This window comes from Gordonia sp. (in: high G+C Gram-positive bacteria) (genome assembly GCF_047602025.1).
Classification (GTDB): domain Bacteria; phylum Actinomycetota; class Actinomycetes; order Mycobacteriales; family Mycobacteriaceae; genus Gordonia.
Window position 1 is genome coordinate 2,193,547 of sequence record NZ_JASGII010000001.1, and the last position, 26,757, is coordinate 2,220,303.

Here is a 26,757-nt window from a genome sequence, read left to right on the forward strand (position 1 = left end):
TCAGGACGCCGGCGCCGCGGGCGGCCGGAAACCTTCGACCGCCTGGATGGCCATGGCGATGGTCGCCAGGCTCGGATCGACGACCGGGATGCCCAGCGCCTGCTCCACCGGGTCGCGGAGCGCGGTCATCCCGCCTTCACCGAGCAGGATGACGTCGGCGCCGTCCTCGTCGCGGAGCTTGGTGCCCGCGGCGATCGCGGCCTGCGCGGCCATCTCCGGCGAGAAGGCGGTCGGCCCCTTCTTGGCGAGTTCGGGATCGACCTCGACGGCACGTTCACCGACGATGCGGGCGGCAACGCCCTGCTCCTCGTAGTACTTGCGGTGGCGCTCCACGGCGACCTGCTGAACGGCGATCACCCCCACCCGGTCTCCGGTGGCCAGCGCCGTCGCGACGCCGGACTGATTCATCCCGAAGACCTTGCGCCCGCCGGCCGCCGCGCGCGCCTCCTTCAGCCCCGGGTCGGCGTAGCACCCGATGATGAAGGCGGCCGAGTCCGTGTCCGCCTGGATCAACTTCACCAGCGGCTCCGCGACGCTGTCGATGTTCTCCTGCGACACCATCATGGGCGGCCCGCCGGTGAGGGTGACGACGTCGATCTCGGGTCCGTCGGCGAACTCCAGCGACGTGATCGTCGCCGCGATCTGCCGCGTGAGGGCGTCGTAGTCCGCCGGATTGACGAGGGTGATCTTCTTGCGCTCGGTCATGTGCCTATCCCGCAAACTCGTAGTCGGACAGCGGGAAGGTCGACATCTCGCGCAGCGTGCCCGGTGTCGACCGAGGCCGCAGCAGCGTGGCCTCGCCCGCGTGGTTGAAGTAGTAGCTGCGCGACGTCGCGCAGTCGCCGTTGTAGAAGACCGACGAATCGAGGCGTCGCGTCGCGTCGTCGAGGAAGCGGGTGTTGGCGGCCTCGGTGACCTCGAAGGTCGTGGCCCGCCGCCGCTTGAACTCGGTGAGGAGTCGGGCGATGTGCTTCATCTGTCCCTCGATGGTCGTGAAGTACGACAGTCCGCTGTACGAGTACGGACTGTTGAGCGTCATGAAGTTGGGGAACTTCGGCACGGTGATGCCCTCGTAGGCCTGGAACCGCTCGGCGCGCCACCACTTGCCCAGATCCATCCCGTCGCGCCCGCGGATCTCGAACGCCGGGAAGTTGGTGTCCCACAGGTCGAAGCCGGTCGCCAGGACGAGGGTGTCGATCTCGGTCTTGTTTCCGTCCACGGTGACGATCCCGTCGGCCTCGATCCGCTCAATCGTCGACGTCTCGAGATGGACGTTGGGCTTGTTGAACGTCGCGAAGTACTCGTTGGAGAAGGTCGGGCGCTTGCAGCCGAAGTCGTAGTCGGGGGTCAGTTTCTTGCGCAGCTCCGGGTCCGGAACCTCGCGGCGCAGGAACGCCTTGGCGGCCCGGGCCGCGCCCTTGTTGCCGAACTTGAACTGCTTGAAGTGCAGCACCCCGGTCACCATGATGATCTCGAGGAGCGTGGTGTTGGCCAGGCGCGCGGCCTTCTGCGTCAGCGGGACGCGGGCGAACAGCTGCTGCACGGGCCGGGGGATGTCGAAGTCGACCTTCGGCATGACCCAAATCGGGGTGCGCTGGTAGACGGTGAGCTCCCGGGCCTGCTTGGCGATCTCCGGGATCAGCTGGACCGCGGTCGCACCCGTGCCGATCACGGCGACGCGCTTGTCGGTGAAGTCGTGGCCGTCCTCCCACGCAGTGGTGTGAATGACCTTGCCCTCGAACGACTTGATCCCCGGGATGTCGGGGAAGTGCGGCTGGGACAGAAAGCCCGTGGCGGTGAGCAGGAAGCGGGACGTGCGCTCGGTGCCGTCCTCGCTGAAAACCCGCCACAGCGAGTTCTTCTCGTCCCACTCGGCGCGCTGAATCTGCTCGCCGAAGGTCATGTGGCGGCGCAGGTCGTACTTGTCGGCGACGTGCTCGGCGTACTTCTTGAGCTCGCGGCCCGGTGCGTAGAACCGCGACCAGTACGGATTCGGCTCGAACGAGTAGCTGTAGGTCACCGACGCGATGTCGACGGCCAGACCCGGGTAGTGGTTCACGTGCCAGGTGCCGCCGAGGTCGTCCTCGCGCTCGACGATCGCGATGTTCTCCACGCCTTGGCGCTTGAGTTCGATTGCCGACCCCATACCGCCGAAGCCGGCGCCTACGATGACAGCGTCATACTCGGGTGTCACAGCCACAGTCCCTCGATTCGTCGACCCTCGCCCCCGAGTCTACGGTCCAACCCCGAAAGCAGCCCCCATGATCGATCAGCTCGACTCAGTCACCATCGCGACGGTCGTCGCCGCCGGCCTGCTCCTCGCATGGGCCATGGGCCTGGGCGTGTGGAAGTACCAGCAGATCCTCTCCTCGTCCGCCGGTGTGGCCCACCCCTACGTCGACATCGCCCACCGGGCCGCGCTGATGTACTCCTTCGCCACCCTGCTGCTCGCCGCCCTGGTTGCGCTGTCGGGTTGGCCCGCCTGGGTGAACGCCACGTGCGTCGCGGTCGAGCTGTTCTTCTTCGTCGGCGCCATTGGGAGCTACATGCTGCACGGGGCCCTGCGCGACACCGAGAACCAGTTCCATCCCCGCCCGGCCGCCGCGGTTCGCGGATTCATGACGGCCCTCATCGTCGGCGAGGTCGGCGGCGTGCTGGTGCTCGTCGCCGGCGTGGTCTTCGCCTGGACCGGCTAGGCACGCTCGGCGGTCAGGGGAAGAGCACGCCGGGGTTCAGCTGGCCGGCGGGATCCCACGCCCGTTTGATCGCGCGCATCACGTCGACGTCGGCGCCGTCGCGCACGACGGGCAGCCATTCACGCTTGTCGCGCCCGATGCCGTGCTCGGCGCTGACGCTCCCACCGCGGGCCACGACCAGTTCCAGCACCCGGTGGGCCAGCGCCGCCTGCTCGCCGTCGGGCACGTCGAGCAGGTTCACGTGCAGGTTGCCGTCGGCGACGTGGCCGAACACCACCGGGCGGCACGGGTGACCCACATCGGCCGACAACTGCTCGAGCTCGGCGAGGAAGCCGTCGACGTCGCGATGTGGGATCCCGACGTCGAGCTTCACCGGGACCGTCGCCGAGGACGCCGCGATCGTCTCGGTGTGCCGCTCGCGCAGCGCCCACAGATCGCGGGCGGGTCCCGCCTCGACGACCGCGTCGTCCACCCCGGCGGCGGCGAGAACGGTGGCGAGCTCATCGGCCGGATCGGCGCCGCTCGCCTCGATCAGCACCTGGAACCGCGGCCCCGAGCGCAGCGCCGGGCGGGCGCCCGCGGCGACGACGAGATCGATACCGGCGGCGGTCATCAGTTCGGCCGCCTCGACGGTGAGCCCGCCGCGGCGCACCGCGGCGACGAGTTCGAAGACGCGGTCGGCGGTGTCGCAGCCGATGATCGCCACGGCCGTCGCACCGCGCGGCTCACCCAGGGCGAACAGCACCCCGGTGATCACCGCGAGGGTTCCCTCGCTCCCGGCGAGCAGGCCGGGCAAGTCGTACCCGACGTTGTCCTTGCGCAGCGGGCTCCACCGGCGCACCACCCGACCGTCGGCGAGCACCGCCTCGATGCCGAGCACCTGCGCGCGCGTGCTGCCGTGCCGCACGACGTGGACGCCGCCGGCGTTGGTCGCCACGATGCCGCCCGCCGTGGCCGAATCGCGCGAGGCCAGATCGATCCCGAAGTGACAGCCCGCCGCGGCCGCCGCTCGTTGCACGTCGGCCACCGTCGCGCCCGCCTGGACGCCGACGCACATCTCGACGGTGTCGACCGCGCCGACCTCGGTCATCCGCTCGGTGCTGAGGATGACCACGGGCCCATCCGCCTCGACTGCCGGTACCGAGCCGCCGACGAGCCCGGTGTTGCCGCCTTGCACGACGACGGCGACACCCGCGCGACCGCAGCAGCGCAGCAGCGCCGACACCTCATCGGTGGTCCGCGGCCGCACGACCGCGTCCGCACGGCCGGTGCGACGCCCGGTCCAGTCGGTGCGATATCGCTCGGTGACGTCGGGATCGGTCAGCACGTGTGCGGCGCCGACGACGGCGGCCAGTTCGTCGGGCGCGAAACCGCTCACCACGCCGAGCCCACGACGCCGTCGCCGTCGTTGAACTCGAGTTGGCGCCCGATCGTCGAGCGGTCGCCGAGCGCCGCGACGATCACCTGCGCGACGGCGTCGCGACTCACCATGCCCTTGGCGAGCCCCGGCGACGGCGCACCCGGCTCGCTCACCGCGATACCGGTCGCCGGTTCGTCAGTCAGTCGGCTGGGCCCCAGGATGGTCCAGTCCAGCGCGGTGCTCCGCAGGTATTCGTCGGCGGCCGCCTTCGCTTCGGCGTACGCGAAGAAGGAATCCCCTTCGGGCACGCCGTGGTCGAGCGCGGCGCCGAAGTACGACACCATCACATAGCGCCGCACGCCCGCCGCCGAGGCGGCATCCATGGAGCGCTTGGCCGCGTCCCGGTCCACCGCGTAGGTGCGCGCCGGGTTGCCGCCACCCGCGCCCGCCGACCACACGATGGCGTCGTGGCCGACGAAGACATCGGCGAAGGCGGACTCCTTGGCCGCCTCGACGTCGAAGATCACCGGGGTCGCCCCGGTCTCGCGCACCTCCGCAGCATGGGCGGGGTTGCGGATCAGCGCGGTGACCTCGTGGCCGTCGGCACAGAGCAGTCGTGCGGCGCGCAGCGCCACCTTGCCGTGCCCGCCGACGATGACGACGCGCATCACCGGCCCCCCGACCGGTGCAGGACGCTCTCGTAGGCGAAGGCGAGCAGGATCGCGGCCGCGACGCCGATGATCCAGCGCAGGCCGACGATGGTGCCGACCTCGTCGTCGAGCAGCCGACCCGCCGCCCAATAGCCGAACAGCGTGCCCAGCACGCCGAGGACGACGGTGGCCAGCACCGAGAGGGACTGGCGGCCCGGCATTGCGACGCGGGCGAGAACGCCGATGACGGCACCGATCGCGATCAGGCCGATGATCTCGCCGATACCCATGCAGACTCCTAGTCGAAGCGAAGGCGCTCTGGGTCCAGCCTAGCCTCGGTGTGCGGCAGCGTCTTGGCCCTCATGTACGAGAAGCCGACGTCCGCCGGACCGCCGAAACCGCACCGATCGCGGAACCAGGACGTCACCAGGTCGGCCACCAGCCCGGGCGACTGCGCCACCAGGTAGCCGTGGGTGCAGTCCTCGAACAGGTTGTCGTGGTACCAGCGGTCGAGCTCCATGCCCGCGGCCCCGTACCCGTCCAGCAACGGGATGATCATCAGCGTCGTCGACAACCGCAGCAGGAACCGTCCCCCGTCGAGGCGTTGCACCTGGGCGCACTCGACGTCGTAGCCGTGGGTCGCCGCGCAGGCTCCTGCGCGACCGGCGTCGAGCACACTGGCCACCGGCAACTCGGTCAGCCGATCGGCCAACCATCCGGTGAACTCCTCCCACCGCGCACCGCGCTCGTCCGTCATCGCCGCCTCCCAACATTGTGAACTGATGTTCGAAGTCAATCACCGGGGTCTGACATCGGCGGCGGAATACCATCGGGGATATGACCGCCGCCTCCGATCCCGTCGAGACGCTGCGCCGGTGGAGCGACGCCGGCGCACTGTGGCGCGTCCTGGCCCGCCGGGGCGACACGCTCGTGATCGGGATGTACCGCTGCGACGGCGGCGAGGAGGTCGACCGCATCGAGTCCGCCGACGCGGCCCTGCGCGACTACGTCGGCGACCGCACCGACAGCGAGGCGTAGCGCTCAGCCCAGGTGCTCGACGATGACCGGCACATGGCTGGTCGACGGGTCCTTGGTGGCCGTGGCCAGCTCGATGTCCTCCCGCGACGCCAGTTCGGCGAGGTGTGCCAGCGCCGCGGCCTGCTCCCCCGACGCCAACTCCTGCCCGTAGCGCCGGGCGAACTCCTCGTGGTGGCCGGGCCCCGCGTGGTGGTACCAGTCGCGCAACTCGCCGCTCGGCGCGACGTCCTTGCACCACTCCCCGATCCGCGGGTCGTCCTTGCGGATTCCGCGCGGCCAGAGTCGGTCGACGAACACCCGGTGGACGCCGGGCGGCACATCGTCGTACACCCGGCCGATCGCTACGCCCATACACTCGAACGTACCCCCACCCGACGTCGACGAGGACTCCCATGGCCGACGAATCCCTGCGCACCGCCACCGCGATGGTCGCCACCGAATACGGCGATCCGACGACCGTGGTCGCCGCCCGCACCGTCGACATCGCGCCGCCGGGACCCGGCCAGGTCGTCGTGGCCGTCCGCGCCGCCGGCGTCAACCCCGTCGACGGGAAGGTCGTGCGCGGACTGTTCGGCGCCGACCCCGCGGCGCTGCCGCGACGCATCGGTTCCGAGGCGGCCGGGGTGGTCACGGCCGTTGGCGACGGCGCCCGCTACTTCGACCCCGACGACGACCAGCGGCGCGACATCTGCGTCGGGGACGAGGTGATCGTCTACCGCGCGGTCGGCGGCTATGCGCAGGCCCTGCTCGCCGACGACACGTCGGTGCACCCGAAACCCGCCGCGCTGGACTTCCCCGTCGCCGCCGGGCTGCTCCTGGCCGGCGCGACCGCCGCCGACATGGTCGGTGCGGCCGACATCCGGGCCGGGGACACCGTCGTCGTGCACGGCGGCGCCGGTGCGGTGGGAACCGTGGCGGTCCAGCTCGCCCGCAAGGCCGGGGCCACGGTCATCGCCACGGCCGCGCCGCGCAACCACGACTTCCTCCGCGCGCTGGGAGCCATCCCCGTCGCCTACGGCGAGGGCGTCGCCGACCGGATCCGCGGCGCGGCGCCCGGCGGGGTCACCGCGGCCCTCGACACCGTCGGCACCGACGAGGCCATCGACACCTCGCTCGCGCTGGGGGTGCCGCCGACGCGGATCGTCTCCATCGCCGCGTTCGGCCGCGCCGACGACGGGATCGTGATCGTCGACGGGTCCGGCGGCGACAGCAAACGGCGGCGCGAGGAGGCGATCGCCGGCCTTATCGCCGAGGCGACGAGCGGCGGACTCGTCGTCGAGGTCGCGAAGACGTTTCCGCTGGCGCAGGCCGGCGCGGCGCTCGACGAGCTCGCTCGCGCGCACCCGCGCGGCAAGTTCGTGCTGCTGCCCTGAGCGGGGTCAGATCACGCCGAGCGCGAGCATCGCGTCGGCGACCTTGATGAATCCCGCGATGTTGGCGCCGGCGACGTAGTTGTCGGGCATGCCGTAGGTCTCGGCGGTCTCCACGCAGCTGTCGTGGATGCCGCGCATGATCTCGGCCAGTCGGTCCTGCGTGTAGTCGAAGCTCCACGAGTCGCGCGAGGCGTTCTGCTGCATCTCGAGGGCGCTGGTCGCGACGCCGCCGGCGTTGGCGGCCTTGCCCGGCGCGAACAGCACGCCCGCCTCGGAGAAGGCCTTGGTGGCGTCGGGGGTGCACGGCATGTTCGCGCCCTCGGCCACGGCGACGACCCCGCCGTTGATCAGCTTGGTCGCGTCGTCGCCGTGCAACTCGTTCTGCGTCGCACACGGCAGGGCCACATCGGCCGCGACGTCCCAGATGTTGCCGTTCTTGACGACCGAGACGCCGTTGCCGCGCGCCTTCGCGTAGTCGTCGACGCGGCCGCGCTTGACCTCCTTGACCTCCTTGAGGAGTTCGAGGTCGATGCCCTGCTCGTCGACGATGTAGCCCGACGAGTCCGAGCAGGCGATCACGGTGCCGCCGAGCTCGTGCACCTTCTCGATGGCATAGATGGCGACGTTGCCCGACCCGGACACCGACACCTTCTTGCCGTCGAAGCTCTGGCCGCGGGTCTTGAGCATCTCCTGGGTGAAGAAGACCGCGCCGTAGCCGGTGGCCTCGGTGCGGACCTGCGAGCCGCCCCACGCCAGGCCCTTGCCGGTGAGTACACCCGACTCGTAGCGGTTGGTGATGCGCTTGTACTGGCCGAACAGGTAGCCGATCTCGCGGCCGCCGACGCCGATGTCACCGGCCGGGACGTCGGTGTACTCGCCGATGTGGCGGTACAGCTCGGTCATGAACGACTGGCAGAAGCGCATGACCTCGTTGTCCGAGCGGCCCTTCGGGTCGAAGTCCGAGCCGCCCTTGCCGCCGCCGATGGGCAGACCGGTGAGGGAGTTCTTGAAGATCTGCTCGAAGCCGAGGAACTTGACGATGCCCAGGTACACGCTGGGGTGGAACCGCAGCCCGCCCTTGTAGGGGCCGAGGGCGGAGTTGAACTCGACGCGGAAGCCGCGGTTGATCTGGACGTTGCCGGCGTCGTCGACCCACGGCACGCGGAAGATGATCTGGCGCTCGGGCTCGCAGATGCGCTTGATGACGGCGGCGTCGGTGTACTCGGGGTGCTTGGCCACGACCGGACCGAGGCTGTCGAAGACTTCGCGCACCGCCTGGTGGAACTCGAGTTCCCCGGGGTTGCGGCTCACGACCTCGTCGAAGAGCTCGGTCAGTTTCGCGTCCATGGCAATGGCACCCTTCACCCGGCCTCACCGTTGAGGCCTCACAACGACACCCTCACAGTTGCGAGGGTCCTGTTGAGCGCAAAAATGCCACATTCACGCCACCGCTGCCAAATCGCGCAAAGCACCCCGCGCGCTGACCTGCGGATTCACTCCGACGGCGGGTAAGCCTGCACTAACCTGACGAGGAATTCGGCCTGGGCGGGATTGATCTTCGCGGCGGCCTCTTCGAGGGTGAACCACTCGCCGCGGTCGACTTCGGGAAACGCGCGCCGCCGCCCCGAACGCGGCGGCCACTCGATCTCGAAGGTGTTCGACTCGACCGCCGTCGCATCCACGTCGCCGACGACCGCATAGGCGCGCACGACCTTCCCCCCGCGCTGGCGGACCTCACCCAGATCGGTCACCGGCCCGTCCGGCGCGGGCTGTCCGGTCTCCTCGACGAACTCGCGGCGGGCGGCGGCGAGGGGATCCTCGTCCGGTGCGTGCTCCCCCTTCGGGATGGACCACGCACCGAGGTCCTTGCGCGCCCAGAACGGCCCGCCCGGATGGACCAGGAACACCTCCGCGGTGCCCCGGTGGACCAGCAAACCCGCACTCTGCGCCGCCATCGCTCGATTATCACCGCATGAGAGACTGGAACCCATGACGACCTGGCCGGCCCCCACCGCGCATGCGCCGGTGTCGGCCACCGTGGAGGTCCCCGGCTCCAAGTCGATCACCAACCGCGCGCTGGTGTTGGCCGCGCTCGCCGACGGGCCGTCGACGATCACCGGGACGCTGCGCAGCCGTGACACCGACCTGATGATCGCGGGCCTCGCCGCGATGGGTGCCGGGCTGACCGCCGATGCCGACGACCCCACCCGGATTGCCGTGACCCCGCGGCCGCTGCACGGCGGCCAGGTCGACTGCGGGCTGGCCGGCACCGTGATGCGCTTCCTACCGCCCGTGGCCGCGCTGGCGTCGGGCACCGTCGGGTTCGACGGCGACGAGCAGGCGCGCACCCGACCGCTGGGCACCATCCTGGACGCGTTGCGCACCCTGGGCGCCGACGTCGACGGGTCGTCGCTGCCGTTCTCGGTAATCGGTGCCGGCGGGTTGCGCGGCGGCGAGGTGATCATCGACGCGTCCGCGTCGTCGCAGTTCGTCTCCGGTCTGCTGTTGTCGGCCGCGCGCTTCGACGAGGGGGTGCGCGTCGTGCACCGCGGCGCCCCGATGCCGTCGATGCCGCACGTCGAGATGACCCTGGCGATGCTGGCCGAGCACGGTGTGTCCGTCGCGACCGGCACCGACGAGTGGCGCGTCGCGCCGGGCCCGATCGCCGCCCACGACTGGATCATCGAGCCCGACCTGTCCAATGCGGCGGCGTTCCTCGCGGGCGCCGCGGCCACCGGGGGCACGGTCCGCGTGCCGCGCTGGCCGGCGTCGACGACGCAGCCCGGCGCCCAGTTCCTCGACCTGCTCGCCGGGATGGGCACGACTGCCCGCCGCGACGACGACGGGCTGCTCACCGTCACGGGCGGCGAGTCGTTGCGCCCGCTCACCGCCGACCTGCGCGCGATCGGCGAGCTGACGCCGACCGTCGCCGCGCTGTGCGCCCTCGCCGACGGCGAGTCGCGTCTGACCGGCATCGCCCACCTGCGCGGACACGAGACCGACCGCCTCGCCGCCCTCGCCACCGAGATCAACCGACTCGGCGGCGACGTCGAGGAGCTGGCCGACGGCCTGCTGATCCGCCCGCGCCCGCTGCACGGCGGCGTGTGGGAGTCCTACGCCGATCACCGCATGGCCACTGCGGGCGCGCTGATCGGCCTGCGGGTGCCCGGCGTCGAGGTCGTCGACATCGCCACCACCGCCAAGACGCTGCCGGACTTCCCGGCCATGTGGGCCACCATGCTCGGCGCCGGAGCATGAGCCGCTCCAGCCGCGGGTACGACGAATCCGACGTCCGGATTCGCCCGGGCAAGGGCACCCGTCCGCGGACCAAGACGCGACCGGCACACGCCGACGCCGACGAGGCGATGGTCGTCTCGGTCGACCGCGGCCGATGGGGCTGTGCCATCGACGCGGACCCCGACCGGATCGTCGTCACCATGCGGGCGCGCGAGCTGGGCCGCACCCCGATCGTCGTCGGCGACCGCGTCGGCGTCGTCGGCGACACGTCGGGGGCCAAGGACACGCTCGCTCGGATCGTGCGGGTCGAGGATCGGACGTCGGTGCTGCGCCGCACGGCCGACGACACCGACCCGTACGAGCGGATCGTCGTCGCCAACGCCGACCAGCTGCTGATCGTCACCGCACTGGCCGACCCGCCGCCGCGCACCGGCTTCGTCGAGCGGGCGCTCGCGGCGGCCTACGTCGGCGGCCTCACCCCGATCCTCGCCCTGACCAAGTCCGACCTGGCCGACGGCGCCGACTTCCGGGCCGCCTTCGCCGGGCTCGACCTCCCCATCGTCGCCGCCGGGCGCGACGACGACCTCGCCGAGCTGCACGCGGTCCTGGCGGGCAAGCTGACCGCGCTCGTGGGTCACTCGGGCGTCGGGAAGTCGACACTGGTCAACCGCCTCGTCCCCGCTGCCGACCGTGCCACCGGCGTCGTCTCCGGCGTCGGGAAGGGGAGGCACACGTCGACGCAGTCGGTGGCGCTGCCCGTGCCGGGCACGGCGGACACCTGGGTCGTCGACACCCCCGGGATCCGGTCGTTCGGCCTGGCCCACGTCTCCCCCGACGATGTCGTCAACGCCTTCAGCGACCTGCGCGAGGCGATCGAGGAGTGTCCGCGGGGCTGCACCCACCTGGGTCCGCCGGCTGATCCGGAATGCGCCCTCGACACGTTGGCGGGGGCTTCCGCGCGCCGGGCCATGGCGGTGCGGAGCATGCTGGTCGCGCTGCACGACGAACCATGCTGAGATTTCTCCCTTGCCGAGCACTGGACGGCAATCTTCCCCCGAGTGGTCAGGAGGGGAGATTTTTCAGCGCCAGGCGCGCGGCACCCGTCGCTTCCGCGACCGGGCCAGGTCCCGCAGCGCGGCCTTGAGGCCGGACTTGGGCGGGCGGCCGTCGAAGCGTCGCTCGGACGCGGTCTCCGGGGCGTCGTCGCTGGTGTCGCGCAGCAGGCTGTCCGGGAGCGCCAGTTTGTGAATGGTGCGCCAGGTCTGCAGGTACTGGGTCAGCATCGAGCCGGTCGTGTACGGCAGGTCGTACTTGTCGCAGAGTTCGCGCACGCGGACCGCGATCTCCGGCAGCCGGTTGCTCGGCAGATCCGGGTAGAGGTGGTGCTCGATCTGGTACGACAGGTTGCCCGACAGGAAGGCCAGCGCCGGGCCGGTGTCGAAGTTCGCGGTACCGAGCATCTGGCGCAGGTACCAGGCGCCCTGCGTCTCGTCCTCGAGCGACTCGACGGTGAACTTCTCGGCCCCGTCGGGGAAATGGCCGCAGAAGATGACCAGGTAGGCCCACACATTGCGGATCAGGTTGGCCGACAGGTTGGCGGTCAACGTGTGCTTGAAGTTCGGCCCGGACAGCGCCGGGAACAGCACGTAGTCCTTGCCCAGTTGGCGGCCGGCCTTGCGGAGGAACTCCTTGATCTGCGGGACTGCGACAGTCCGGTCCTTGGTGCCCTTGACGACTTCGCCGAGCTCCAGGTCGTGCAGCGCGATGCCCCACTCGAAGGTGGCCGCGAGGAGGACGTTGAGGAAGGGCTGGGCGAGCCAGCGCGGCTCCCACGGTTCGTCCCGGGTGACCCGCAGCGTCTTGTAGCCGACGTCGTGGTCCATCCCGACAACGTTCGTGTACTTGTGGTGGATGTAGTTGTGCGAGTGCTTCCAGTGCGGCGCCGCGCACACCATGTCCCACTCCCACGTCGCCGAGTGGATCTCCGGATCGTTCATCCAGTCCCACTGGCCGTGCATGACGTTGTGGCCGAGCTCCATGTTCTCGATGATCTTGGCCAACGCCAACGAGCCCGTGCCCAGCCACCACAGGCTGCGCTTGCCGCTGCCGAGCAGGGAAACCCGGCCGACGATCTCAAGGGCGCGCTGCGCCCGGATCGTGCGGCGCAGGTAGGCGACGTCGCGCGCTCCGAGATCGGACTCGACCTCGCGGCGCAACGAGTCCAGCTCCGCACCGAGCGCCTCGACATCGGCCTCGGTCAGGTGCGCGTACTCGCGGATATCGGTGATTGCCATCGGTGTCCATTATGCGCATTCCCGAGCGGGCGCGCGCATCTCGGATGCGGGACCTTCGTCAGGCCGCGTTGCTCTCGCCCGAGCCGTCACCCGATGCGACCGCCGAGAGCTGCAGCGCCGCCTTGCGACCGCGCCGCCGACGGCGGAGTTCGACGATCGCCGTGCGCAGACCGCGGCGCCGACCGGTGACCGGATCGACCGTCGCGACCAGGCGCTGAGCCGACTCGGCGGCCTTGAACCGGCGCTCGGACGCCGTCTCCGGCGCGTCGTCGGCGGTGGCCAGCAGGAAGCGGTCCGGCAGCGACAGCTTGGCGATGGTGCGCCAGGCCTTCAGGTACTGCACCGGCAGGGAGCCGGTGGTGTAGGGAAGGTCATACTTCTCGGCCAGCGCCTGCACACGGGTGGCGATCTCCGGCAGCCGGTTGCTCGGCAGGTCGGGGAACAGGTGGTGCTCGATCTGGTACGACAGGTTCCCCGACATGAAGCCCATGACCGGGCCGGCGTGGAAGTTCGCGCTGCCGAGCATCTGGCGCAGGTACCACTGCCCCTGGCTCTCGTTCTCCATGTCCTGCTTGGTGAACTTCTCGGCGCCGTCGGGGAAGTGCCCGCAGAAGATGACGGCGTTGGTCCACAGGTTGCGGATGACGTTGGCCAGCAGGTTGCCGGTGGCGGTCTTGACTGCGGCGCGCGGCGAGCGGGTCACCGCGGCGGTGATCGCCGGGTAGAGGGCGTAGTCCTTGCCGACCTGCTTGCCGACCTTGCGGCCGACCTCGCGCAGGTTCGCCTGGAACTCGGCCTTGGCCTCCGGCGTCTTGCGCTTCCGGAACAGCTCCAGGTGCTGGATGGCGACGCCGAACTCGAACAAGAGCGCCAGCAGGGTGTTGTAGACGAGGTTGCCCAGGTAGTAGGGGTGCCACTTCTGGTCTCGGGTGACGCGCAGCGTGCCGTAGCCCACGTCGTCGTCCATGCCCAGCACGTTGGTGTACTTGTGGTGGATGTAGTTGTGGGTGTGCTTCCAGTGCGACGACGGTCCGGTGTTGTCCCACTCCCAGGTGGTCGAGTGGATCTCCGGATCGTTCATCCAGTCCCACTGGCCGTGCATGACGTTGTGGCCGAGCTCCATGTTCTCGACGATCTTCGCGACGCCGAGCGTGGTCGCACCGGCCCACCACAGGCTGCGCTTGCGCCCGCCGACGAGCATCACCCGGCCGGCCAGGTCCAGGCCGCGCTGGAATCGGATGGTGTTGCGGATGTAGCGGGCGTCGCGCTCGCCGCGGTCCGCCTCGATGTCCGCACGGATCTGATCGAGTTCGCGCGCCAACTCTTCGACGTCGGCATCGGTGAGGTGGGCGTACTCGGGGATGTCGGCGATAGCCATGGAGAATCCTTACCTACGGTTTCGTAACTTACGACAGCGTAGGTTACGCTTGCGAAGGTTGTCCAGTCCCCCCGCCCACACAGAGGAGAACGTCGAGAGATGAGTTGGCGCGATCGCTTCGAGGAGCCCGTGCGCGACGTCGCGGCACGGCACCGCGTGACCAATTGGGTGCGCGCCGCCGCCGCTCGGATCACGACGCCGCTGCTCCCCGACGACTACCTGCACCTGGCCAATCCGCTGTGGTCGGCCCGCGAGCTGCGCGGCCGCGTCGTCTCGGTCCACCGGGAGACCGCGGACTCGGCAACCATCGAGATCAAGCCCGGCTGGGGCTTCTCCTTCGACTACCAGCCCGGTCAGTACCTGGGCATCGGCGTCGACGTCGGCGGGCGCTGGATCTGGCGGTCGTATTCGCTGACCTCGGCCCCCGCGCGCGCCGAGAAGACGCAGACCGTCGCCATCACCGTGAAGGCCATGCCGGAGGGCTTCCTCTCCTCGCACCTCGTCACCGGCCTCAAGCCGGGCACCATCGTCCGCCTCGCCGCACCGCAGGGCGAGTTCGTCCTGCCCGAGCCGCTGCCGCCGAAACTGCTGTTCCTCACCGCGGGCAGCGGCATCACCCCGATCATCTCGATGCTGCGCACCGTCGCCCACCGCCACCAGAGCTCCGACATCGTGCTGGTGCACTCGGCGCCCGCCCCCGAGGACGTCCTCTTCGCCGACGAACTCGCGCGCTACGCCGAGAGCGGCCTGGTCGACGTCCACATCCACCACACGCGCGACGGCGGCCGGCTGTCCCCCGACGGCATCGCCGACCTGTGCGCGGACTGGGCCGAGCGCGAGACCTGGGCCTGCGGCCCGGGCGGCTTCCTCGACCTCGTCACCGAGATGTTCGACCGGGCCGGCGCCCCCGAGCACCTGCACCTGGAGCGCTTCGCCCTCGAGCGCGGTGCCGTCGGCGCGCAGGGCGGGACCGTGACCTTTGCCCGCAGCGAGAAGACGGCCGAGATCGATGGGGCCACCACGCTGCTGGAGGCGGGTGAGGCAGCGGGCGTGCTGATGCCCTTCGGCTGCCGCATGGGCATCTGCCAGAGCTGTGTCGTCCCGGTCGAGGCCGGCGTCGTGCGCGATCTGCGCACCGGCGTCGAGCACGTCGCCGGCGAGCGCATCCAGACGTGCGTCAGCGCGGCGGCGGGTGATTGCTCGCTCGACGTGTAGGGCACGCTCGGCGCGATTCCGGGCACGCTCGACGAGTGCCGGGGTCGACTCAGAGGAGTTCGAGCAGGAACGGCAGTTCCTGGGTGGCGTACCAGCCGAGGTCGAAGTCCTCGACGTCGCCGATCGCCAGTTCGGCGTCCAGATCGCCCAGATCCGCGGCATCGACCGCGTCGACGGCCGCGCGCACGGCACTCTCCGCGTCGGCGCCGTCCACGTGGACCGCGACGATGTCGGCCAGCGGCACCGGGCCGGCCAGCTTCACGACCGCGGCATCCAGGTCGGGCCGCAGCTTGACCTTGTCGTCGGCGACGTCGGCCGCGACGACGACGCGTCGCGGCGGGAGCGGCTTGGCATCGGTGTCCTCGCCGTCGGCGGGCGGTTCGTCGACGTCGAGCAGGCGCAGGCTGGCCCGTGCGGCCTCGCGCATCGCAGCCTCGGCCAACTCCTCGTCGTCGCCGGCGGTGTACGACTCGCGCAACGCCGGCGTGAGCGCGAAGGCCGTGCCGCCGAGCGGCGCGATCTCGCCGTCGGCGGTCAGCGCTTGCAGCATCGCCAGCGTGGCCGGGATGTAAACCCTCACTTCTTGTCCCCTCCGCGGCCTGGCCGCAGTTCATCGAAGGCATCGTGGGTGTAGTCGACCAGCGCGGGCAGGTCCGCGAGCACGCCGCGGTCGCCGAGGAAGGCGAACTCGATCCGGTCGGTGTAGGTCAGCACGGTAATCGCGAGTGCCCGGTTGGCCAGCAGGCTGGGCACCAGGAACAGGTCGCGGACGGGCACCCCGTTGCACCACCGCTGGCCGACCGGGGTCGGCGCGACGGCGATCGGCAGGTTGTAGGTGTGCCGGTTCCAACTGGTGAACACGCGGGCCGCCACGTCGCCGAAGGGGACGACGCCCAGATCGGGCAGCAGCGGCCCCAACCGCCGCGACTGGCGCGTCGCCGAGTGGGCGTTGCGGCTGGCGAAGCCGGCGACCTGCGAGATGACGACCGCCGGGTTGGCCTCGCCGACGGGCAGGTCGGTAACGAAACCGGGGCCGTCCTCGCCGGACCAGCCGCTGTCGGGACCGTCGATGCCGGATGTGTCGAACTCCTCGTCGCGGCCCATCAGCGGCAGCACCACCCGCACGGTGTCGCCGGCGGCCAGCGTCTCGGTGAACGACAGCAGCCACCGGCGCAGCACCCCGGTGATGATAGCCAGCTCGACGTCGCTGCGGGTGCAGTCGTGGTGCTCGGCGATCCGGGTGGCCTCGGACGCGGACACCGACGCGACCGCGAAGGACCGCGTCGAGGTCGTGGTGCGGTTCAGCGGGCTGTCCGGCGCGGCGTTGGCGACCTGGGAGATGGCCTCGGTCACCTGCGCGGCCGACGACTGGGCCAGCGAGCGCAAGCCGCTGACCGGGCCGGTGACGATGTTCTCGACGAACTCGCCCGGCCGCGCCAGCCCCTCGGCGATCGCCTCGACCGCGAGTTGCACGGTGCCCGGCGTCGACTTCGGCATCCAGAGGTCCTCCGGGGTCTCGCCGCCGGCGCCGGGGTCGCTGTCGAGCAGGATCTGCGACAGTTCCGGCGCGCCCCGGCCGAGCATGCAGCGGTGCGTCTTGGTCAGCACCGCCATCCCGCCGTCGGCCAGCCCCTCGATCAGATACATCTCCCACAGCGGCCGCTTGTGGTCGAGTGGCCGCGACAGCACCCGGCCGACGAGGTCCTGCAATTGCTCGACCCCGCCCGGTCCGGGCAGTCCCGCCCGCCGGACGTGGAAGTTGATGTCGAATTCCGGATCGTCGACCCACACCGGCCTGGCCAAGCCGAGCACCACGGACTTCACCACCTGGCGATAACGGGGAGCCAACTGGATGCGGGCCTCGGTGAGCGCGACCAGCGAGTGGTAGTCCAGCGCTGCGCCGCCTTCGGCCGCCGCCGGATCGACGACGATCAGCGTCCCGACATGCACGGTGGAACCGGCCTCGTCGAGGAAGTAGTACATCGCTTCGCGCGCGGACAGCCGATTCACCATGATGGAGCGATCCTATCGGCCGCAAGGCCGGCGCGGACCGGGCATCGCCGTCAGTCCAGCATCAAACCCCGGACCTGCCAGGGCACCGCGGGCTCGGCGTGCTGTTTCCCGCGCCGACGCTTGGGCACCGCCATTCGGCCGGCGAAGGCGCGCACCCGCGCACCGCACGCGTAGCTGCCGAAGAACTCGGCCTGCCCCTCGGCAACCAGTTGGACGTGCAGGCGCCGCAGCCGCAGATCCGGCGCCCGCACCACACCGGCGCGCGCACTGCGCGCCTCGTGCTTGGCCCGTCCCCGACTGAGCACGTGGTCGGCCACCGCCGGGGCGACGAACGGCTGCAGCGCCACGACGGGCCGACGGCGGTCGAGCACCTCGAGGATCACCGTCATCGCGGCGATGGCGAACTCCCGCGCACCGACGACGCTGCGCTCGGCGGGCGGAGTCGGCGGGGTCGGCGGCACGGCGGCGCTGACCAACGCCGGCGGCGGCTGCCGGTCGCGCGCACTACAGGCGCAGGGCTGCGCCCACTGGCCGGGATGCTCGAACGGCGGTGCCGGCCGCACGACGACCTGCTGGGTGTCCATATACATGGGACGCAGCGCGGGCCCGTTCGGTTCCGTCGGAACCGAAAGTCGCCGAGAGGATCAGCGGCGGCGCTTCCCGCCGCGCTTGGCGGCCGGCTTGCCCTTGGCCTTGCGGTTCGGGCGGCCGGTGGCCTCCGGCTCCAACGCGGGGTCCGCGTGCTCGTCGAAGGCGGTGGCGTCACCGCTCTCGTCGGGACCGGTGTAGGTCATCGCGTCGTCGCGGGGAGCCGTCGGGGTACCACTGCCGCGCAGCGCGGCGGGCACCTTCGACTGGTCCGCCGAGTCGGCGACCGGTCCGGTGGGCAACTGGGCGGCTGCGGGTTCGACGTGGAACTGGCCCTGGAAGAGGTAGACGAGCGTCTCCTCCTTGATGCCCTCCTGCATCTTGCCGAACATGTCGAAGCCCTCGCGCTGGTACTCAACGACCGGGTCCGCCTGCGCCATCGACCGCAGGTAGATGCCTTCGCGCAGGTAGTCCATCTCGTACAGGTGGTCGCGCCACTTCTCGTCAATGACCTGCAGCAGGACGTCGCGCTCGAGCTTGCGCATCGTGCCCTCGCCGTAGGCGGCGTCGATCGCGGCCTCGCGCTCGGCGTACGCGTGGTGCGCGTCCTTGGTGAGGATCTCGCGGAGCTCGTCCGGGGAGATGTCGTCGCGTCCGCCGAAGTCGTCCTCGGCCATGACCTTCTTGGGCGACAGCTCGATCGGGTAAAGCGACCGCAGGGCCTCCCACAGCTTGTCGGTGTCCCAGTCCTCGGCGTACCCCTCGGCGGTCGCGCCGTCGACGTAGGCGCCGACGACGTCGTCGATGAAGCCCTGGATCTCTTCGCTGTGATCCTCGCCGGCGAGGATCGTGTTGCGCTCGCCGTAGATGACCTTGCGCTGCTCGTTCATCACCTCGTCGTACTTGAGGACGTTCTTGCGGACCTCGAAGTTCTGCTGCTCGACCTGCGTCTGCGCCGAGCGGATGGCGCGGGTGACCATCTTCGCCTCGATCGGCACGTCGTCGGGCAGGTTGACGCGGTTCATGATGGTCTCGAGCGCGGCACCGTTGAAGCGGCGCATGAGCTCGTCGCCCAGCGACAGGTAGAACCGGGACTCGCCCGGGTCGCCCTGTCGGCCGGAGCGGCCGCGCAGCTGGTTGTCGATGCGGCGCGACTCGTGCCGCTCGGTGCCGAGCACGTACAGGCCGCCGGCCTCGCGCACCTCGTCGGCCTCGGCCTCGGCGTTCTCGCGGGCGACGGTGATCGCCTCGTCCCACGCGGCCTCGTACTGGTCGGGGGTGTGCACCGGGTCCAGGCCGGCCTTGCGCAGGCGCGAGTCGGCGATGATGTCGGCGTTGCCGCCGAGCACGATGTCGGTACCGCGGCCGGCCATGTTCGTCGCGACGGTGACGGCGCCGACGCGGCCCGCCTCGGCGATGATCTGCGCCTCTTGCTCGTGGAACTTGGCGTTCAGGACGTTGTGCGGGATGCCGCGGCGCTGGAGCTGGCGGGACAGGTACTCCGAGCGCTCGACGCTGGTGGTGCCGATGAGGACCGGCTGGCCCTTCTCGTGCCGCTCGGCGATGTCGTCGACGACGGCGTCGAACTTGGCCTCTTCGGTCTTGTAGATCAGGTCCGACTTGTCCTGTCGCACCATCGGCTTGTTCGTCGGGATGGGCAGCACGCCCAGCTTGTAGATCTGGTCGAACTCGGCGGCCTCGGTCTCGGCCGTACCGGTCATGCCGGCCAGCTTGTCGTAGAGGCGGAAGTAGTTCTGCAGCGTGATGGTGGCCAGGGTCTGGTTCTCGGCCTGGATCTCCACGCCTTCCTTGGCCTCGATCGCCTGGTGCAGGCCCTCGTTGAACCGGCGGCCGTCGAGGACGCGACCGGTGAACTCGTCGACGATGACGACTTCGCCGTTCCGGACGATGTAGTCCTTGTCGCGGTGGAAGAGTTCCTTCACCTTGATCGAGTTGTTCAGGTAGCCGACCAGCTGCGAGTTCGCGGGGTCGTACAGGTTGTCGATGCCGAGCTGGTCCTCGACGAAGGCGACGCCGGCCTCGTGCACGCCGATGGTCTTCTTCTTGATGTCGACCTCGTAATGCACGTCCTTCTTCATCAGCGGCGCGAGCCGGGCGAACTCGACGTACCACTTGCTCGACGAGTCGGCCGGGCCGGAGATGATCAGCGGCGTGCGGGCCTCGTCGATGAGGATCGAGTCGACCTCGTCGACGATCGCGTAGTTGTGGCCGCGCTGCACCTGCTGCTCGAGGGTGTGCGCCATGTTGTCGCGCAGGTAGTCGAAGCCGAACTCGTTGTTGGTGCCGTAGGTGATGTCGGCGGCGTAGGCCTTCGCGCGGGCGTCCGGCGACATCGCCGACAGGATGACGTCGACCTCCAAGCCCAGGAAGCGGTGGACGCGGCCCATCCACTCGGCGTCGCGCTTGGCGAGGTAGTCGTTGACGGTGACGACGTGCACGCCCTTGCCGGCGAGTGCGTTCAGGTAGGCCGGGAGCACACAGGTCAGGGTCTTGCCCTCACCGGTCTTCATCTCGGCGATGTTGCCGAAGTGCAGTGCCGCGCCGCCCATGATCTGGACGTGGAAGTGCTTCTGGTCGAGCACGCGCCAGGCTGCCTCGCGGGCCACCGCGAACGCCTCCGGCAGGAGCTCGTCGAGGGTCTCGCCGTCGGCGACGCGCTCCTTGAACTCGTCGGTCTTGGCGCGCAGTTCGGCGTCGGAGAGCGCGGCGGTCTCGTCCTCGAGCGCCTCGACGTGACCGGCGATCACGTCGAGTCGCTTGACCATCCGGCCTTCGCCGACGCGAAGCAGCTTGTTCAGCACTGGCAATCCCTCAATATGTAAACCCGTGAATGTCGCGGGCGTCTGTCAGCCCCCGCGGCGGGGACACGGCAGAACGCCCTTTGACATCGTACGGAACAGGATGCCGCTGCGCCGCAGCGCGTCCATCGGCGCGGCGGCCGCGCGCTCAGGTCAGCCGGATCAAGCCGTAGTCGAAGGCGTGCCGGCGGTAGACGACGGTCGGCCGGTCGGACTCCTTGTCGTGGAACAGGAAGAAGTCGTGGCCGACGAGTTCCATCTCGTAGAGCGCGTCGTCGACGGTCATCGGCACCGCCGGGTGCTCCTTCGTGCGGACGATCTGACCGGGGTCGTGGTCGTCGACGTCGTACTTGGCCGCATCGGCCTCGGCAGCGGCTTTCGAGTCGGCGGCGCTGCCGGCCAGGTCGCCGGCACCGGTCGCGGTCGCCTCGGCCAGCGACGTCGGCGTGCGCAGCCCGTAGTGGACCTCGCGACGGGTCTTGGCGCGGCGCAGCCGCGAGTCGAGGCGGTCGAGGGCCGCCTCCAGCGCGGCGTAGAAGTTCTCGCCGCCCGCCTGCGCCCGGACCACCGGCCCTTTGCCGACCGCGGTGAGCTCCACCTGCTGACACGCCTTGGCCTGGCGGCGGTTGCGCTCGTGGTAGAGCTGCACGTCGAATCGCTGGGTGCCCGGGGACAACCGTTCGAGCTTGGCCAGCTTGTCGCGCACGTGCACCTTGAAGTGCTCGGGGATCTCCACGTTCCGGCCGGAGAAGGTCACCGTCGCCTCCGGCTCTGCCGGTGCGCTGGACACGGTCGTGCCCGGCGGACGGGTGAAGGCTGCCTCGGCGTCGAACGCGTCCTCGCGCCGGTTGGCCTTGGATTCGCGGTGTCCCTTGCGGTGGATGACAGTCATGCAGGCTCCTCTTACTGGCGAAAAAGTCTCGGAACGAGGCATGCCAGCCGGGCGGCTGACACTCAGTGGCGGCGGCCTCACCTCCCTGTCGACACTGCCGCGAGCGGTGCGGGGAATGTTGAGTCCGACCGTAGTCGCAGTTGACCGGCCCTGCCAGGTTTTGCCCCACAGGTCCTCCCGTCGTGGTGCGATGGAGCCGGGGGAACACCGATGGGGGAATCGACGCGCCCGTTCGCGCCCGGGCAGCTGCTGCGCGCGCTACTCGACCTGGCCGTCCCCGCCGTGTGCGGCGGGTGCGGTCGGCCGGGCCCGCCGTGGTGTCCGACGTGTGAGCGCCGCCTCGCCGACGTGCCACGCGCGGTCACTCCCCGCGTGGCGGTCCCGGCTCCGGTGTGGGCGGTCGGGCCGTATCGAAACCCGTTGCGGCAGGCCATCATCGCCGCCAAGGAACGGCACCGCCGCGACCTCGTCGATCCGCTCGGCACCGCGCTGGGCGGCGCCCTGGCGACGTTGGCCCGGTGGGGCGAGATCCCCGACGCGGCGCGGCTGATCCTCATTCCGGCACCCACCCGGGCGATCGCCGCACGACGGCGCGGCGGCGACCCGGTGGAGGCCTATTGCCGGGTCGCGTCGCAGCGACTCGGCGATGGTGCGCGTGTGGCTCCCCTGCTGCGCACGGCGGCGTGGGTGCGCGACTCGGCGGGTCTGTCGGCGGCGGCGCGCAGTGCGAATCTGCGCGGTGCCATCCGGTTGCGCGCCGATCCCCCGTGGCTCGCCGATGCCGCGGTCGTGCTCGTCGACGACGTCCTCACCACCGGGGCGACCGTCGCCGAATCGGTGCGGGTCCTCGCCCGGGCCGGCGTCGGGGTCGACGCCGTCCTCGCCCTGGCGGCCGCCGACTAGCCTTCCTCCCGCACGAATCCGCGCTTCCCGACGGGATTGCTGCGGGATCTGTCGATCGGGGCGGGAGGTAGCTACGGCACCACCGGGACCATGTCCGGCCCCTTGCCGGCCGGGACGTCCTCCCAGGTCTGTCCGCGCTCGGTGCTCGGGGCCAGCTTCAGCACGCCGCGGGTGTCGGCGACGTAGGTCGCCGACAGGTTCGCGGCGACCGCGCGCACCGGCGGGGCGAGATTGCCGGTCACCATTCCCGCCGCGGGCAGGCCGGACAGCGGGACCTGCGTCACCGGGGTCTCGGCGGCATCGCGGGCGACGACCAGCGTCGTCGGCGACGACCAGTCCAGCGCGACGGCCCGATTGCCGATGTTGAACGCGGCGAATCGCGGATGCGCCAGGACCAGGCGCCCGTCCTCGGCCGTCTCGATGATCGCGAACAGCACCTGACCGGCGACGATGAGCGCGGCCCGCACGCCGTCCGGCGACACCTGCATCTCGATGATGGGACCGCGGGCCACGGCGTCGAGCGCTTCGATGTCGGCGACGGTCGGCCGCGCATCGGGCCCCCAACGCGTCGGCTTGCCGTCCACGACGGCCCACAGGTCGCCGTTGGCGCCAAAGGACGGGCGGGTGATCGTCGCGCCCGTGGCCAGGGTCGCGACCGCTCCCCCGTACGGACCGGACACCAGCTGTGAACGGGCGTCGTCGGCCGGCGGCGCCGCGTCGGGGTCGGCGGGCGGCGCACCGGGGGCGGGCCGGTCCGGACGGGGACCGCGCACCGCGGCGACGCGGCTGCGATCGGGGCTCACGTTCGCCGAGACGACCTGCTTGCCGTCGTTCAGTCCGCCCCCGACGGGCTTGAGCGCCGTGCCCTCGACGGTCGACATCTGGCCGTCGCTGATGACGTCCAGGCGGTCCTGGTTGCCGTCGGCGGCGGTGGGCGAGAACTTCTGCACGTCCGCCAGCCGGATCCCGTCGGCGTGCTTGGGGAGCAGCGGTTGGCCGTCGAGGGTGATGACGTAGGGCGCCGGCGAATCTGCCGAGCTGAGCGTCCACACCAGCTGCGCGGCCATGAGCTCGCGGTCCTGGTCCGACGGCGAACCCGCGTTCTTGAGGTCGATCCGCACGCCACCGCCCTGGTCGCGACGTCCCGCATCGCCGAGTTCGGCCTTGGCGGGGATCGCCGACGCGGTGGCGCGCACGAGGTCCAGGCTCGGGCCCGCGAGCAGTCGCGCCGCCACCGACGACGCCGTCAGCTGTCCGACGAAGAACCAGCGCGGGTCTCCGACGAGGCGGCGGTGCTCGTGGTCGGTGAAGTACAGCGTCGCCAACCGGAACGTCGAATCGAACTGCGCCCGGTCCAGGTGCACGCCCTGCGGCAGCGGACCGTCGATCCGCCAGCCCGTCGGCGTGCGGGTGAGGCGCATCGTGGTCTCGACGCGGCCCGTGGCGGGCAACAATTGGCCGTTCACCTTGAGCGACGCGGTGTTGTCGCCCGTGATCCGGACCGTCGCCTCGTTGTCGGTGCGCGACTCGGTGACGACGCTGATGTTGCCCAGCACCGTGGTGTCGCCGCGGTCGTCCCAGCGCGCCGCGTTCTCCGGGGTGAGGAAGGCGCGAGCGGCCGAGTGCGCCGCGGTCGGGTCGGCGGTGGCGCGCAGGAATCCGTGGACCAGCGCTTCGGGGTCCATCGTGGCGGTCGGCCGCGCCGGCGCCTGCGCGGCGGGGCGTCGCTCGAAGGTCTTGAGCGGCTGCGGCGAGGAGTCGGTGGGAATGGCGACACACCCGGCCGTGCCCAGCGCGACGACGACGGCCAGTGCGGCCGCCCGGATCCGGCGCATCATGACTTCTCCCCGTCGTCGGTCTTCGCCGTGGCGGCAGGCTCGGCGGCGGCGGGCTTGGCAGCCGTGGGTTTGGCCGCCGTGGGCTTGGTCGTCGCGCGCAGATCGGTCGGGCGCAGCGGCAGCGGGCTGCCCAGGACCTTGTGGCCGCGCTTGAGCGGCAGCGTGAGCCGGAAATTGGCACCCTTGCCGGGCTCGCCCCACGCCTCCAATCGGCCGTTGTGCAGATGGGCGTCCTCGACGCTGATCGCCAGGCCGAGGCCGGTGCCGCCCGAACGCCGGTAGCGGGACGGGTCAGAGCGCCAGAACCGGTTGAACACCAGCTTCTCCTCGCCGGGCCGCAAGCCGACGCCGCGGTCGCGGACGGTCACGGCGACCGCGTCACCGTCGGTGCGCATGGTGAGCGTGACGGGCCGCTGCTCGGAGTGGTCGATCGCGTTGGCCAAAAGGTTGCGCAGGATCCGCTCCACGCGGCGCGGGTCGATCTCGGCGATGATCGGGTCCTCGGGCAGGTCGACGACCAGTTCGGTGCCGGTCTCGTCGGCGAGGTGCCGGACCGTCTGCAGCGCCGCTTCGATCGGGATCGTCATCGACATGTTCTCCGCCGCCAACTCGGCCATGCCGGCGTCGTGGCGGGAGATCTCGAGCAGTTCGTTGAGGAGGGTCTCGAAGCGGTCGAGCTCCTTGTCGAGCAGTTCCACCGAGCGCTTGCGCACCGGGTCCAGCTCGTCGCGGCCGTCGTAGAGCAGGTCCGAGGCCATGCGGACCGTCGTGAGCGGGGTGCGCAGCTCGTGCGAGACGTCGGAGGTGAACTGGCGTTGCAGCCCGCCGAATTCCTCGAGGTGGGCGATCTGGCGCTGCAGGCTCTCGGCCATGTCGTTGAACGACATCGCGAGGCGGGCCATGTCGTCCTCGCCGTTGACCGGCATGCGCTCGGACAGCTGGCCGCCCGCGAAGCGCACCGCCACCTTCGACGCGGAGCGCACCGGAAGGACCACCTGGCGCGAGACCAGCCAGGCGATGGCAGCGAGGAGGCCGAGCAGCACGATGCCGCCGGCGAGCAGCGTCCGGAAGACCAGGTTCACGGTGTCCTGCTCCGCGGTCAGCGGGAACACCAGGTACAACTCCAGCCCGGGCACCGACGAGTTCGTCGGCGTGCCCACGAGCAGCGCGGCCGTCGTCGAGCCGCCGGCGGTCTGGACGGTCGAGTACTGGTAGGCAACCTGACCGCTCTGCACCATGTTGCGCAGGTTGTCGGGGATGGCCGAGACGGGCCCGACGCCCGTGTCGGCGACGCCGTTGCCGCCGGCGCCGCGGACCAGCAGCACGGTGTCGAAGGCGCCGACGGGCCGTGAGCCGGGCCCGGAATCGGCGGCATCGCGCTCGGTCAGCAGAGACCGGGTCTGGCGCAGGCGGGTGGGCAGCGGGGTACCCGGGTCGGGACTGGCGAGGTCGCGTTCGACGGCCGCGCGCGCCCGGTCGATCTCCTCACCGGCGGCCGCGAGTTTGGCCTCCAGCAGGCTGTTGGTGATCTGCGACATGAGCACGAAGCCGAGGATGCCGACGACGACCAGCGACAGGGCGAGAGTCGAGACGACGACGCGCAGTTGCAGGGAGCGCCGCCACACACCGCCGAAGTTGTGGCTCAGCTGCGCCACGGTGCGGCGCAGCCGGGTCAGCGGACTGTTGGGACGGCGCGGGCGGAGGGCCCGTCCGGCGCGGTCGCTCACGGCGGTCCGGCTTTGTAGCCGACACCCCTCACGGTCAGGACGATCTCCGGGTTCTCCGGATCCGTCTCCACCTTGGCGCGCAGGCGCTGGACGTGCACGTTGACCAATCGGGTGTCAGCCGGGTGCCGGTAGCCCCACACCTGCTCGAGGAGCACGTCGCGGGTGAACACCTGGCGCGGCTTGCGGGCCAATGCGACCAGCAGGTCGAACTCGAGCGGGGTCAGCGAGATGGGCTCGCCGTCGCGCGTCACCTTGTGCGCGGGGACGTCGATCTCCACCGGCCCGATGGACAGCATCTCGGCGGGCTCGTCGTCGGTGCGGCGCAGGCGGGCGCGGATGCGGGCGACTAGCTCCTTCGGCTTGAACGGCTTGACCATGTAGTCATCGGCACCGGACTCGAGGCCCAGCACGACGTCGACGGTGTCGGTCTTGGCGGTGAGCATGACGATCGGGACGCCGGACTCCTGACGGACCGCGCGGCACACGTCGATGCCGTTCATGCCCGGCAGCATCAGATCGAGCAGCACGAGATCCGGGCGGGTTTCGCGCACCGCGGTCAGCGCCTGCGCTCCGTCGGCGACGTGGAAGGGCTCGAATCCTTCACCGCGAAGCACGATGGTCAGCATCTCCGCGAGGGCTGCGTCGTCGTCGACGACCAGGACACGTGGCTTCATGCGGTCCATAGTGACATTTTCGTGACCTTTTCCCCGGATGACGCGCCGACGGCCCGACGACC

The 26,757-nt window shown here is 70.6% G+C and carries 26 protein-coding genes; 7 read left to right on the forward strand and 19 right to left on the reverse strand.

Going from position 1 to position 26,757, the window contains the following annotated elements; translation table 11 throughout:
• Together QM728_RS10990 and QM728_RS10995 are read right to left on the reverse strand one after the other, a co-directional pair.
• Entirely contained in the window at positions 1-705 is a 705-nt protein-coding gene (locus QM728_RS10990) for an aspartate/glutamate racemase family protein (RefSeq protein WP_415032049.1), read from the reverse strand.
• A gap of 4 nt (positions 706-709) precedes the next feature.
• On the reverse strand, positions 710-2,194 hold the full coding sequence (locus QM728_RS10995; RefSeq protein ID WP_415032050.1) for a flavin-containing monooxygenase: 1,485 nt from the start codon (positions 2,192-2,194) through the stop codon (positions 710-712).
• A 67-nt stretch (positions 2,195-2,261) separates the two neighbouring features.
• Between QM728_RS10995 and QM728_RS11000 the strand changes: the two genes are divergently transcribed.
• On the forward strand, positions 2,262-2,696 hold the full coding sequence (locus QM728_RS11000; protein ID WP_415032051.1) for a hypothetical protein: 435 nt from the start codon (positions 2,262-2,264) through the stop codon (positions 2,694-2,696).
• Positions 2,697-2,709: 13 nt separating this feature from the next.
• Here QM728_RS11000 and QM728_RS11005 read toward each other — a convergent pair whose 3' ends face one another.
• The 4 genes from QM728_RS11005 to QM728_RS11020 are packed head-to-tail and all read right to left on the reverse strand — an operon-like array spanning position 2,710 to position 5,463.
• Positions 2,710-4,074, reverse strand: coding sequence for an FAD-binding oxidoreductase (locus tag QM728_RS11005; RefSeq protein ID WP_415032052.1), 1,365 nt, complete (start codon positions 4,072-4,074; stop codon positions 2,710-2,712).
• A complete protein-coding gene (locus QM728_RS11010; protein WP_415032053.1) occupies positions 4,071-4,727 on the reverse strand; it encodes an SDR family oxidoreductase in 657 nt (218 codons plus the stop codon). The genes QM728_RS11005 and QM728_RS11010 overlap by 4 nt, the downstream gene beginning before the upstream one ends.
• Positions 4,724-4,996 (reverse strand): GlsB/YeaQ/YmgE family stress response membrane protein, encoded by a 273-nt coding sequence (locus QM728_RS11015; protein ID WP_415032054.1) that lies wholly within the window; start codon positions 4,994-4,996, stop codon positions 4,724-4,726. The genes QM728_RS11010 and QM728_RS11015 overlap by 4 nt, the downstream gene beginning before the upstream one ends.
• A gap of 8 nt (positions 4,997-5,004) precedes the next feature.
• Complete coding sequence (locus QM728_RS11020) at positions 5,005-5,463, reverse strand: hypothetical protein (RefSeq protein ID WP_415032055.1); 459 nt, start codon at positions 5,461-5,463, stop codon at positions 5,005-5,007.
• 80 nt (positions 5,464-5,543) lie between these two features.
• Here QM728_RS11020 and QM728_RS11025 point away from each other — a divergent pair, with 80 nt between their 5' ends.
• Positions 5,544-5,744, forward strand: a complete 201-nt coding sequence (locus QM728_RS11025; RefSeq protein WP_415032056.1) for a hypothetical protein — start codon at positions 5,544-5,546, stop codon at positions 5,742-5,744.
• A gap of 3 nt (positions 5,745-5,747) precedes the next feature.
• Here the strand turns inward: QM728_RS11025 and QM728_RS11030 are convergent, their stop codons facing one another.
• A complete protein-coding gene (locus tag QM728_RS11030; protein WP_415032057.1) occupies positions 5,748-6,095 on the reverse strand; it encodes a DUF488 domain-containing protein in 348 nt (115 codons plus the stop codon).
• Positions 6,096-6,136: 41 nt separating this feature from the next.
• Between QM728_RS11030 and QM728_RS11035 the strand changes: the two genes are divergently transcribed.
• Complete coding sequence (locus QM728_RS11035) at positions 6,137-7,117, forward strand: NADP-dependent oxidoreductase (protein WP_415032058.1); 981 nt, start codon at positions 6,137-6,139, stop codon at positions 7,115-7,117.
• A gap of 6 nt (positions 7,118-7,123) precedes the next feature.
• Here the strand turns inward: QM728_RS11035 and gdhA are convergent, their stop codons facing one another.
• Together gdhA and QM728_RS11045 are read right to left on the reverse strand one after the other, a co-directional pair.
• Positions 7,124-8,464: an NADP-specific glutamate dehydrogenase gene (gdhA, locus tag QM728_RS11040; RefSeq protein ID WP_415032059.1), complete on the reverse strand. Its 1,341-nt coding sequence runs from the start codon at positions 8,462-8,464 to the stop codon at positions 7,124-7,126.
• A 146-nt stretch (positions 8,465-8,610) separates the two neighbouring features.
• Entirely contained in the window at positions 8,611-9,072 is a 462-nt protein-coding gene (locus QM728_RS11045; RefSeq protein WP_415032060.1) for an NUDIX domain-containing protein, read from the reverse strand.
• A 34-nt stretch (positions 9,073-9,106) separates the two neighbouring features.
• Between QM728_RS11045 and aroA the strand changes: the two genes are divergently transcribed.
• Both aroA and rsgA read left to right on the forward strand, forming a co-directional pair.
• Positions 9,107-10,375 carry a 3-phosphoshikimate 1-carboxyvinyltransferase gene (gene aroA, locus QM728_RS11050; protein WP_415032061.1) on the forward strand — a complete coding sequence of 423 codons (1,269 nt, stop codon included), beginning with the start codon at positions 9,107-9,109 and terminating at the stop codon, positions 10,373-10,375.
• Entirely contained in the window at positions 10,372-11,370 is a 999-nt protein-coding gene (gene rsgA / locus QM728_RS11055; RefSeq protein WP_415032062.1) for a ribosome small subunit-dependent GTPase A, read from the forward strand. The genes aroA and rsgA overlap by 4 nt, the downstream gene beginning before the upstream one ends.
• A gap of 63 nt (positions 11,371-11,433) precedes the next feature.
• Here the strand turns inward: rsgA and QM728_RS11060 are convergent, their stop codons facing one another.
• Both QM728_RS11060 and QM728_RS11065 read right to left on the reverse strand, forming a co-directional pair.
• Positions 11,434-12,648, reverse strand: a complete 1,215-nt coding sequence (locus QM728_RS11060; RefSeq protein ID WP_415032063.1) for a fatty acid desaturase family protein — start codon at positions 12,646-12,648, stop codon at positions 11,434-11,436.
• A gap of 58 nt (positions 12,649-12,706) precedes the next feature.
• A complete protein-coding gene (locus tag QM728_RS11065) occupies positions 12,707-14,026 on the reverse strand; it encodes a fatty acid desaturase family protein (protein ID WP_415032064.1) in 1,320 nt (439 codons plus the stop codon).
• Positions 14,027-14,125: 99 nt separating this feature from the next.
• Between QM728_RS11065 and QM728_RS11070 the strand changes: the two genes are divergently transcribed.
• Positions 14,126-15,241, forward strand: a complete 1,116-nt coding sequence (locus tag QM728_RS11070) for a ferredoxin reductase (RefSeq protein ID WP_415032065.1) — start codon at positions 14,126-14,128, stop codon at positions 15,239-15,241.
• 49 nt (positions 15,242-15,290) lie between these two features.
• On the opposite strand, the gene QM728_RS11075 is transcribed toward QM728_RS11070, so the two are convergent.
• The 5 genes from QM728_RS11075 to hpf all read right to left on the reverse strand — a co-directional run bounded on the left by QM728_RS11075 (position 15,291) and on the right by hpf (position 21,553).
• Positions 15,291-15,821, reverse strand: coding sequence for a DUF6912 family protein (locus QM728_RS11075; RefSeq protein WP_415032066.1), 531 nt, complete (start codon positions 15,819-15,821; stop codon positions 15,291-15,293).
• The gene (locus QM728_RS11080; protein WP_415032067.1) at positions 15,818-17,254 is read right to left on the reverse strand and encodes a wax ester/triacylglycerol synthase domain-containing protein; all 1,437 of its coding nucleotides are present in this window, start codon (positions 17,252-17,254) and stop codon (positions 15,818-15,820) included. The genes QM728_RS11075 and QM728_RS11080 overlap by 4 nt, the downstream gene beginning before the upstream one ends.
• Positions 17,255-17,304: 50 nt before the next feature.
• Positions 17,305-17,844 (reverse strand): Rv3235 family protein, encoded by a 540-nt coding sequence (locus QM728_RS11085; RefSeq protein WP_415032068.1) that lies wholly within the window; start codon positions 17,842-17,844, stop codon positions 17,305-17,307.
• Positions 17,845-17,898: 54 nt separating this feature from the next.
• Positions 17,899-20,664, reverse strand: a complete 2,766-nt coding sequence (secA, locus tag QM728_RS11090) for a preprotein translocase subunit SecA (protein WP_415032069.1) — start codon at positions 20,662-20,664, stop codon at positions 17,899-17,901.
• A gap of 145 nt (positions 20,665-20,809) precedes the next feature.
• Positions 20,810-21,553 carry a ribosome hibernation-promoting factor, HPF/YfiA family gene (gene hpf / locus QM728_RS11095; RefSeq protein WP_415032070.1) on the reverse strand — a complete coding sequence of 248 codons (744 nt, stop codon included), beginning with the start codon at positions 21,551-21,553 and terminating at the stop codon, positions 20,810-20,812.
• A gap of 210 nt (positions 21,554-21,763) precedes the next feature.
• Between hpf and QM728_RS11100 the strand changes: the two genes are divergently transcribed.
• Complete coding sequence (locus tag QM728_RS11100; protein ID WP_415032071.1) at positions 21,764-22,456, forward strand: ComF family protein; 693 nt, start codon at positions 21,764-21,766, stop codon at positions 22,454-22,456.
• Between the two features lie 71 nt (positions 22,457-22,527).
• Here the strand turns inward: QM728_RS11100 and QM728_RS11105 are convergent, their stop codons facing one another.
• From QM728_RS11105 to mtrA, 3 genes are read right to left on the reverse strand one after another with little or no spacing between them, the layout of a single operon-like run.
• Entirely contained in the window at positions 22,528-24,294 is a 1,767-nt protein-coding gene (locus tag QM728_RS11105) for an LpqB family beta-propeller domain-containing protein (RefSeq protein WP_415032072.1), read from the reverse strand.
• Entirely contained in the window at positions 24,291-26,021 is a 1,731-nt protein-coding gene (gene mtrB, locus QM728_RS11110; protein WP_415032073.1) for an MtrAB system histidine kinase MtrB, read from the reverse strand. Before mtrB ends, QM728_RS11105 begins: the two co-directional genes overlap by 4 nt.
• Positions 26,018-26,704 (reverse strand): MtrAB system response regulator MtrA, encoded by a 687-nt coding sequence (gene mtrA / locus QM728_RS11115; RefSeq protein WP_415032074.1) that lies wholly within the window; start codon positions 26,702-26,704, stop codon positions 26,018-26,020. Before mtrA ends, mtrB begins: the two co-directional genes overlap by 4 nt.
• Positions 26,705-26,757: the final 53 nt, after the last annotated feature.

Bases quoted from the DNA above. Each gene is read 5' to 3' on its own strand.
- QM728_RS11020 (WP_415032055.1), bottom strand. From the start codon at position 5,463: ATGACGGACGAGCGCGGTGCGCGGTGGGAGGAGTTCACCGGATGGTTG.
- QM728_RS11035 (WP_415032058.1), top strand. From the start codon at position 6,137: ATGGCCGACGAATCCCTGCGCACCGCCACCGCGATGGTCGCCACCGAA.
- QM728_RS11045 (WP_415032060.1), bottom strand. From the start codon at position 9,072: ATGGCGGCGCAGAGTGCGGGTTTGCTGGTCCACCGGGGCACCGCGGAG.
- QM728_RS11060 (WP_415032063.1), bottom strand. From the start codon at position 12,648: ATGGCAATCACCGATATCCGCGAGTACGCGCACCTGACCGAGGCCGAT.
- hpf (WP_415032070.1), bottom strand. From the start codon at position 21,553: ATGACTGTCATCCACCGCAAGGGACACCGCGAATCCAAGGCCAACCGG.
- aroA (WP_415032061.1), top strand. From the start codon at position 9,107: ATGACGACCTGGCCGGCCCCCACCGCGCATGCGCCGGTGTCGGCCACC.
- QM728_RS11030 (WP_415032057.1), bottom strand. From the start codon at position 6,095: ATGGGCGTAGCGATCGGCCGGGTGTACGACGATGTGCCGCCCGGCGTC.
- QM728_RS11080 (WP_415032067.1), bottom strand. From the start codon at position 17,254: ATGGTGAATCGGCTGTCCGCGCGCGAAGCGATGTACTACTTCCTCGAC.
- gdhA (WP_415032059.1), bottom strand. From the start codon at position 8,464: ATGGACGCGAAACTGACCGAGCTCTTCGACGAGGTCGTGAGCCGCAAC.
- mtrA (WP_415032074.1), bottom strand. From the start codon at position 26,704: ATGGACCGCATGAAGCCACGTGTCCTGGTCGTCGACGACGACGCAGCC.
- QM728_RS11085 (WP_415032068.1), bottom strand. From the start codon at position 17,844: ATGTATATGGACACCCAGCAGGTCGTCGTGCGGCCGGCACCGCCGTTC.
- QM728_RS11100 (WP_415032071.1), top strand. From the start codon at position 21,764: ATGGGGGAATCGACGCGCCCGTTCGCGCCCGGGCAGCTGCTGCGCGCG.
- QM728_RS11015 (WP_415032054.1), bottom strand. From the start codon at position 4,996: ATGGGTATCGGCGAGATCATCGGCCTGATCGCGATCGGTGCCGTCATC.
- QM728_RS11000 (WP_415032051.1), top strand. From the start codon at position 2,262: ATGATCGATCAGCTCGACTCAGTCACCATCGCGACGGTCGTCGCCGCC.
- rsgA (WP_415032062.1), top strand. From the start codon at position 10,372: ATGAGCCGCTCCAGCCGCGGGTACGACGAATCCGACGTCCGGATTCGC.
- QM728_RS11025 (WP_415032056.1), top strand. From the start codon at position 5,544: ATGACCGCCGCCTCCGATCCCGTCGAGACGCTGCGCCGGTGGAGCGAC.
- QM728_RS11065 (WP_415032064.1), bottom strand. From the start codon at position 14,026: ATGGCTATCGCCGACATCCCCGAGTACGCCCACCTCACCGATGCCGAC.
- QM728_RS10990 (WP_415032049.1), bottom strand. From the start codon at position 705: ATGACCGAGCGCAAGAAGATCACCCTCGTCAATCCGGCGGACTACGAC.
- QM728_RS11105 (WP_415032072.1), bottom strand. From the start codon at position 24,294: ATGATGCGCCGGATCCGGGCGGCCGCACTGGCCGTCGTCGTCGCGCTG.
- QM728_RS11070 (WP_415032065.1), top strand. From the start codon at position 14,126: ATGAGTTGGCGCGATCGCTTCGAGGAGCCCGTGCGCGACGTCGCGGCA.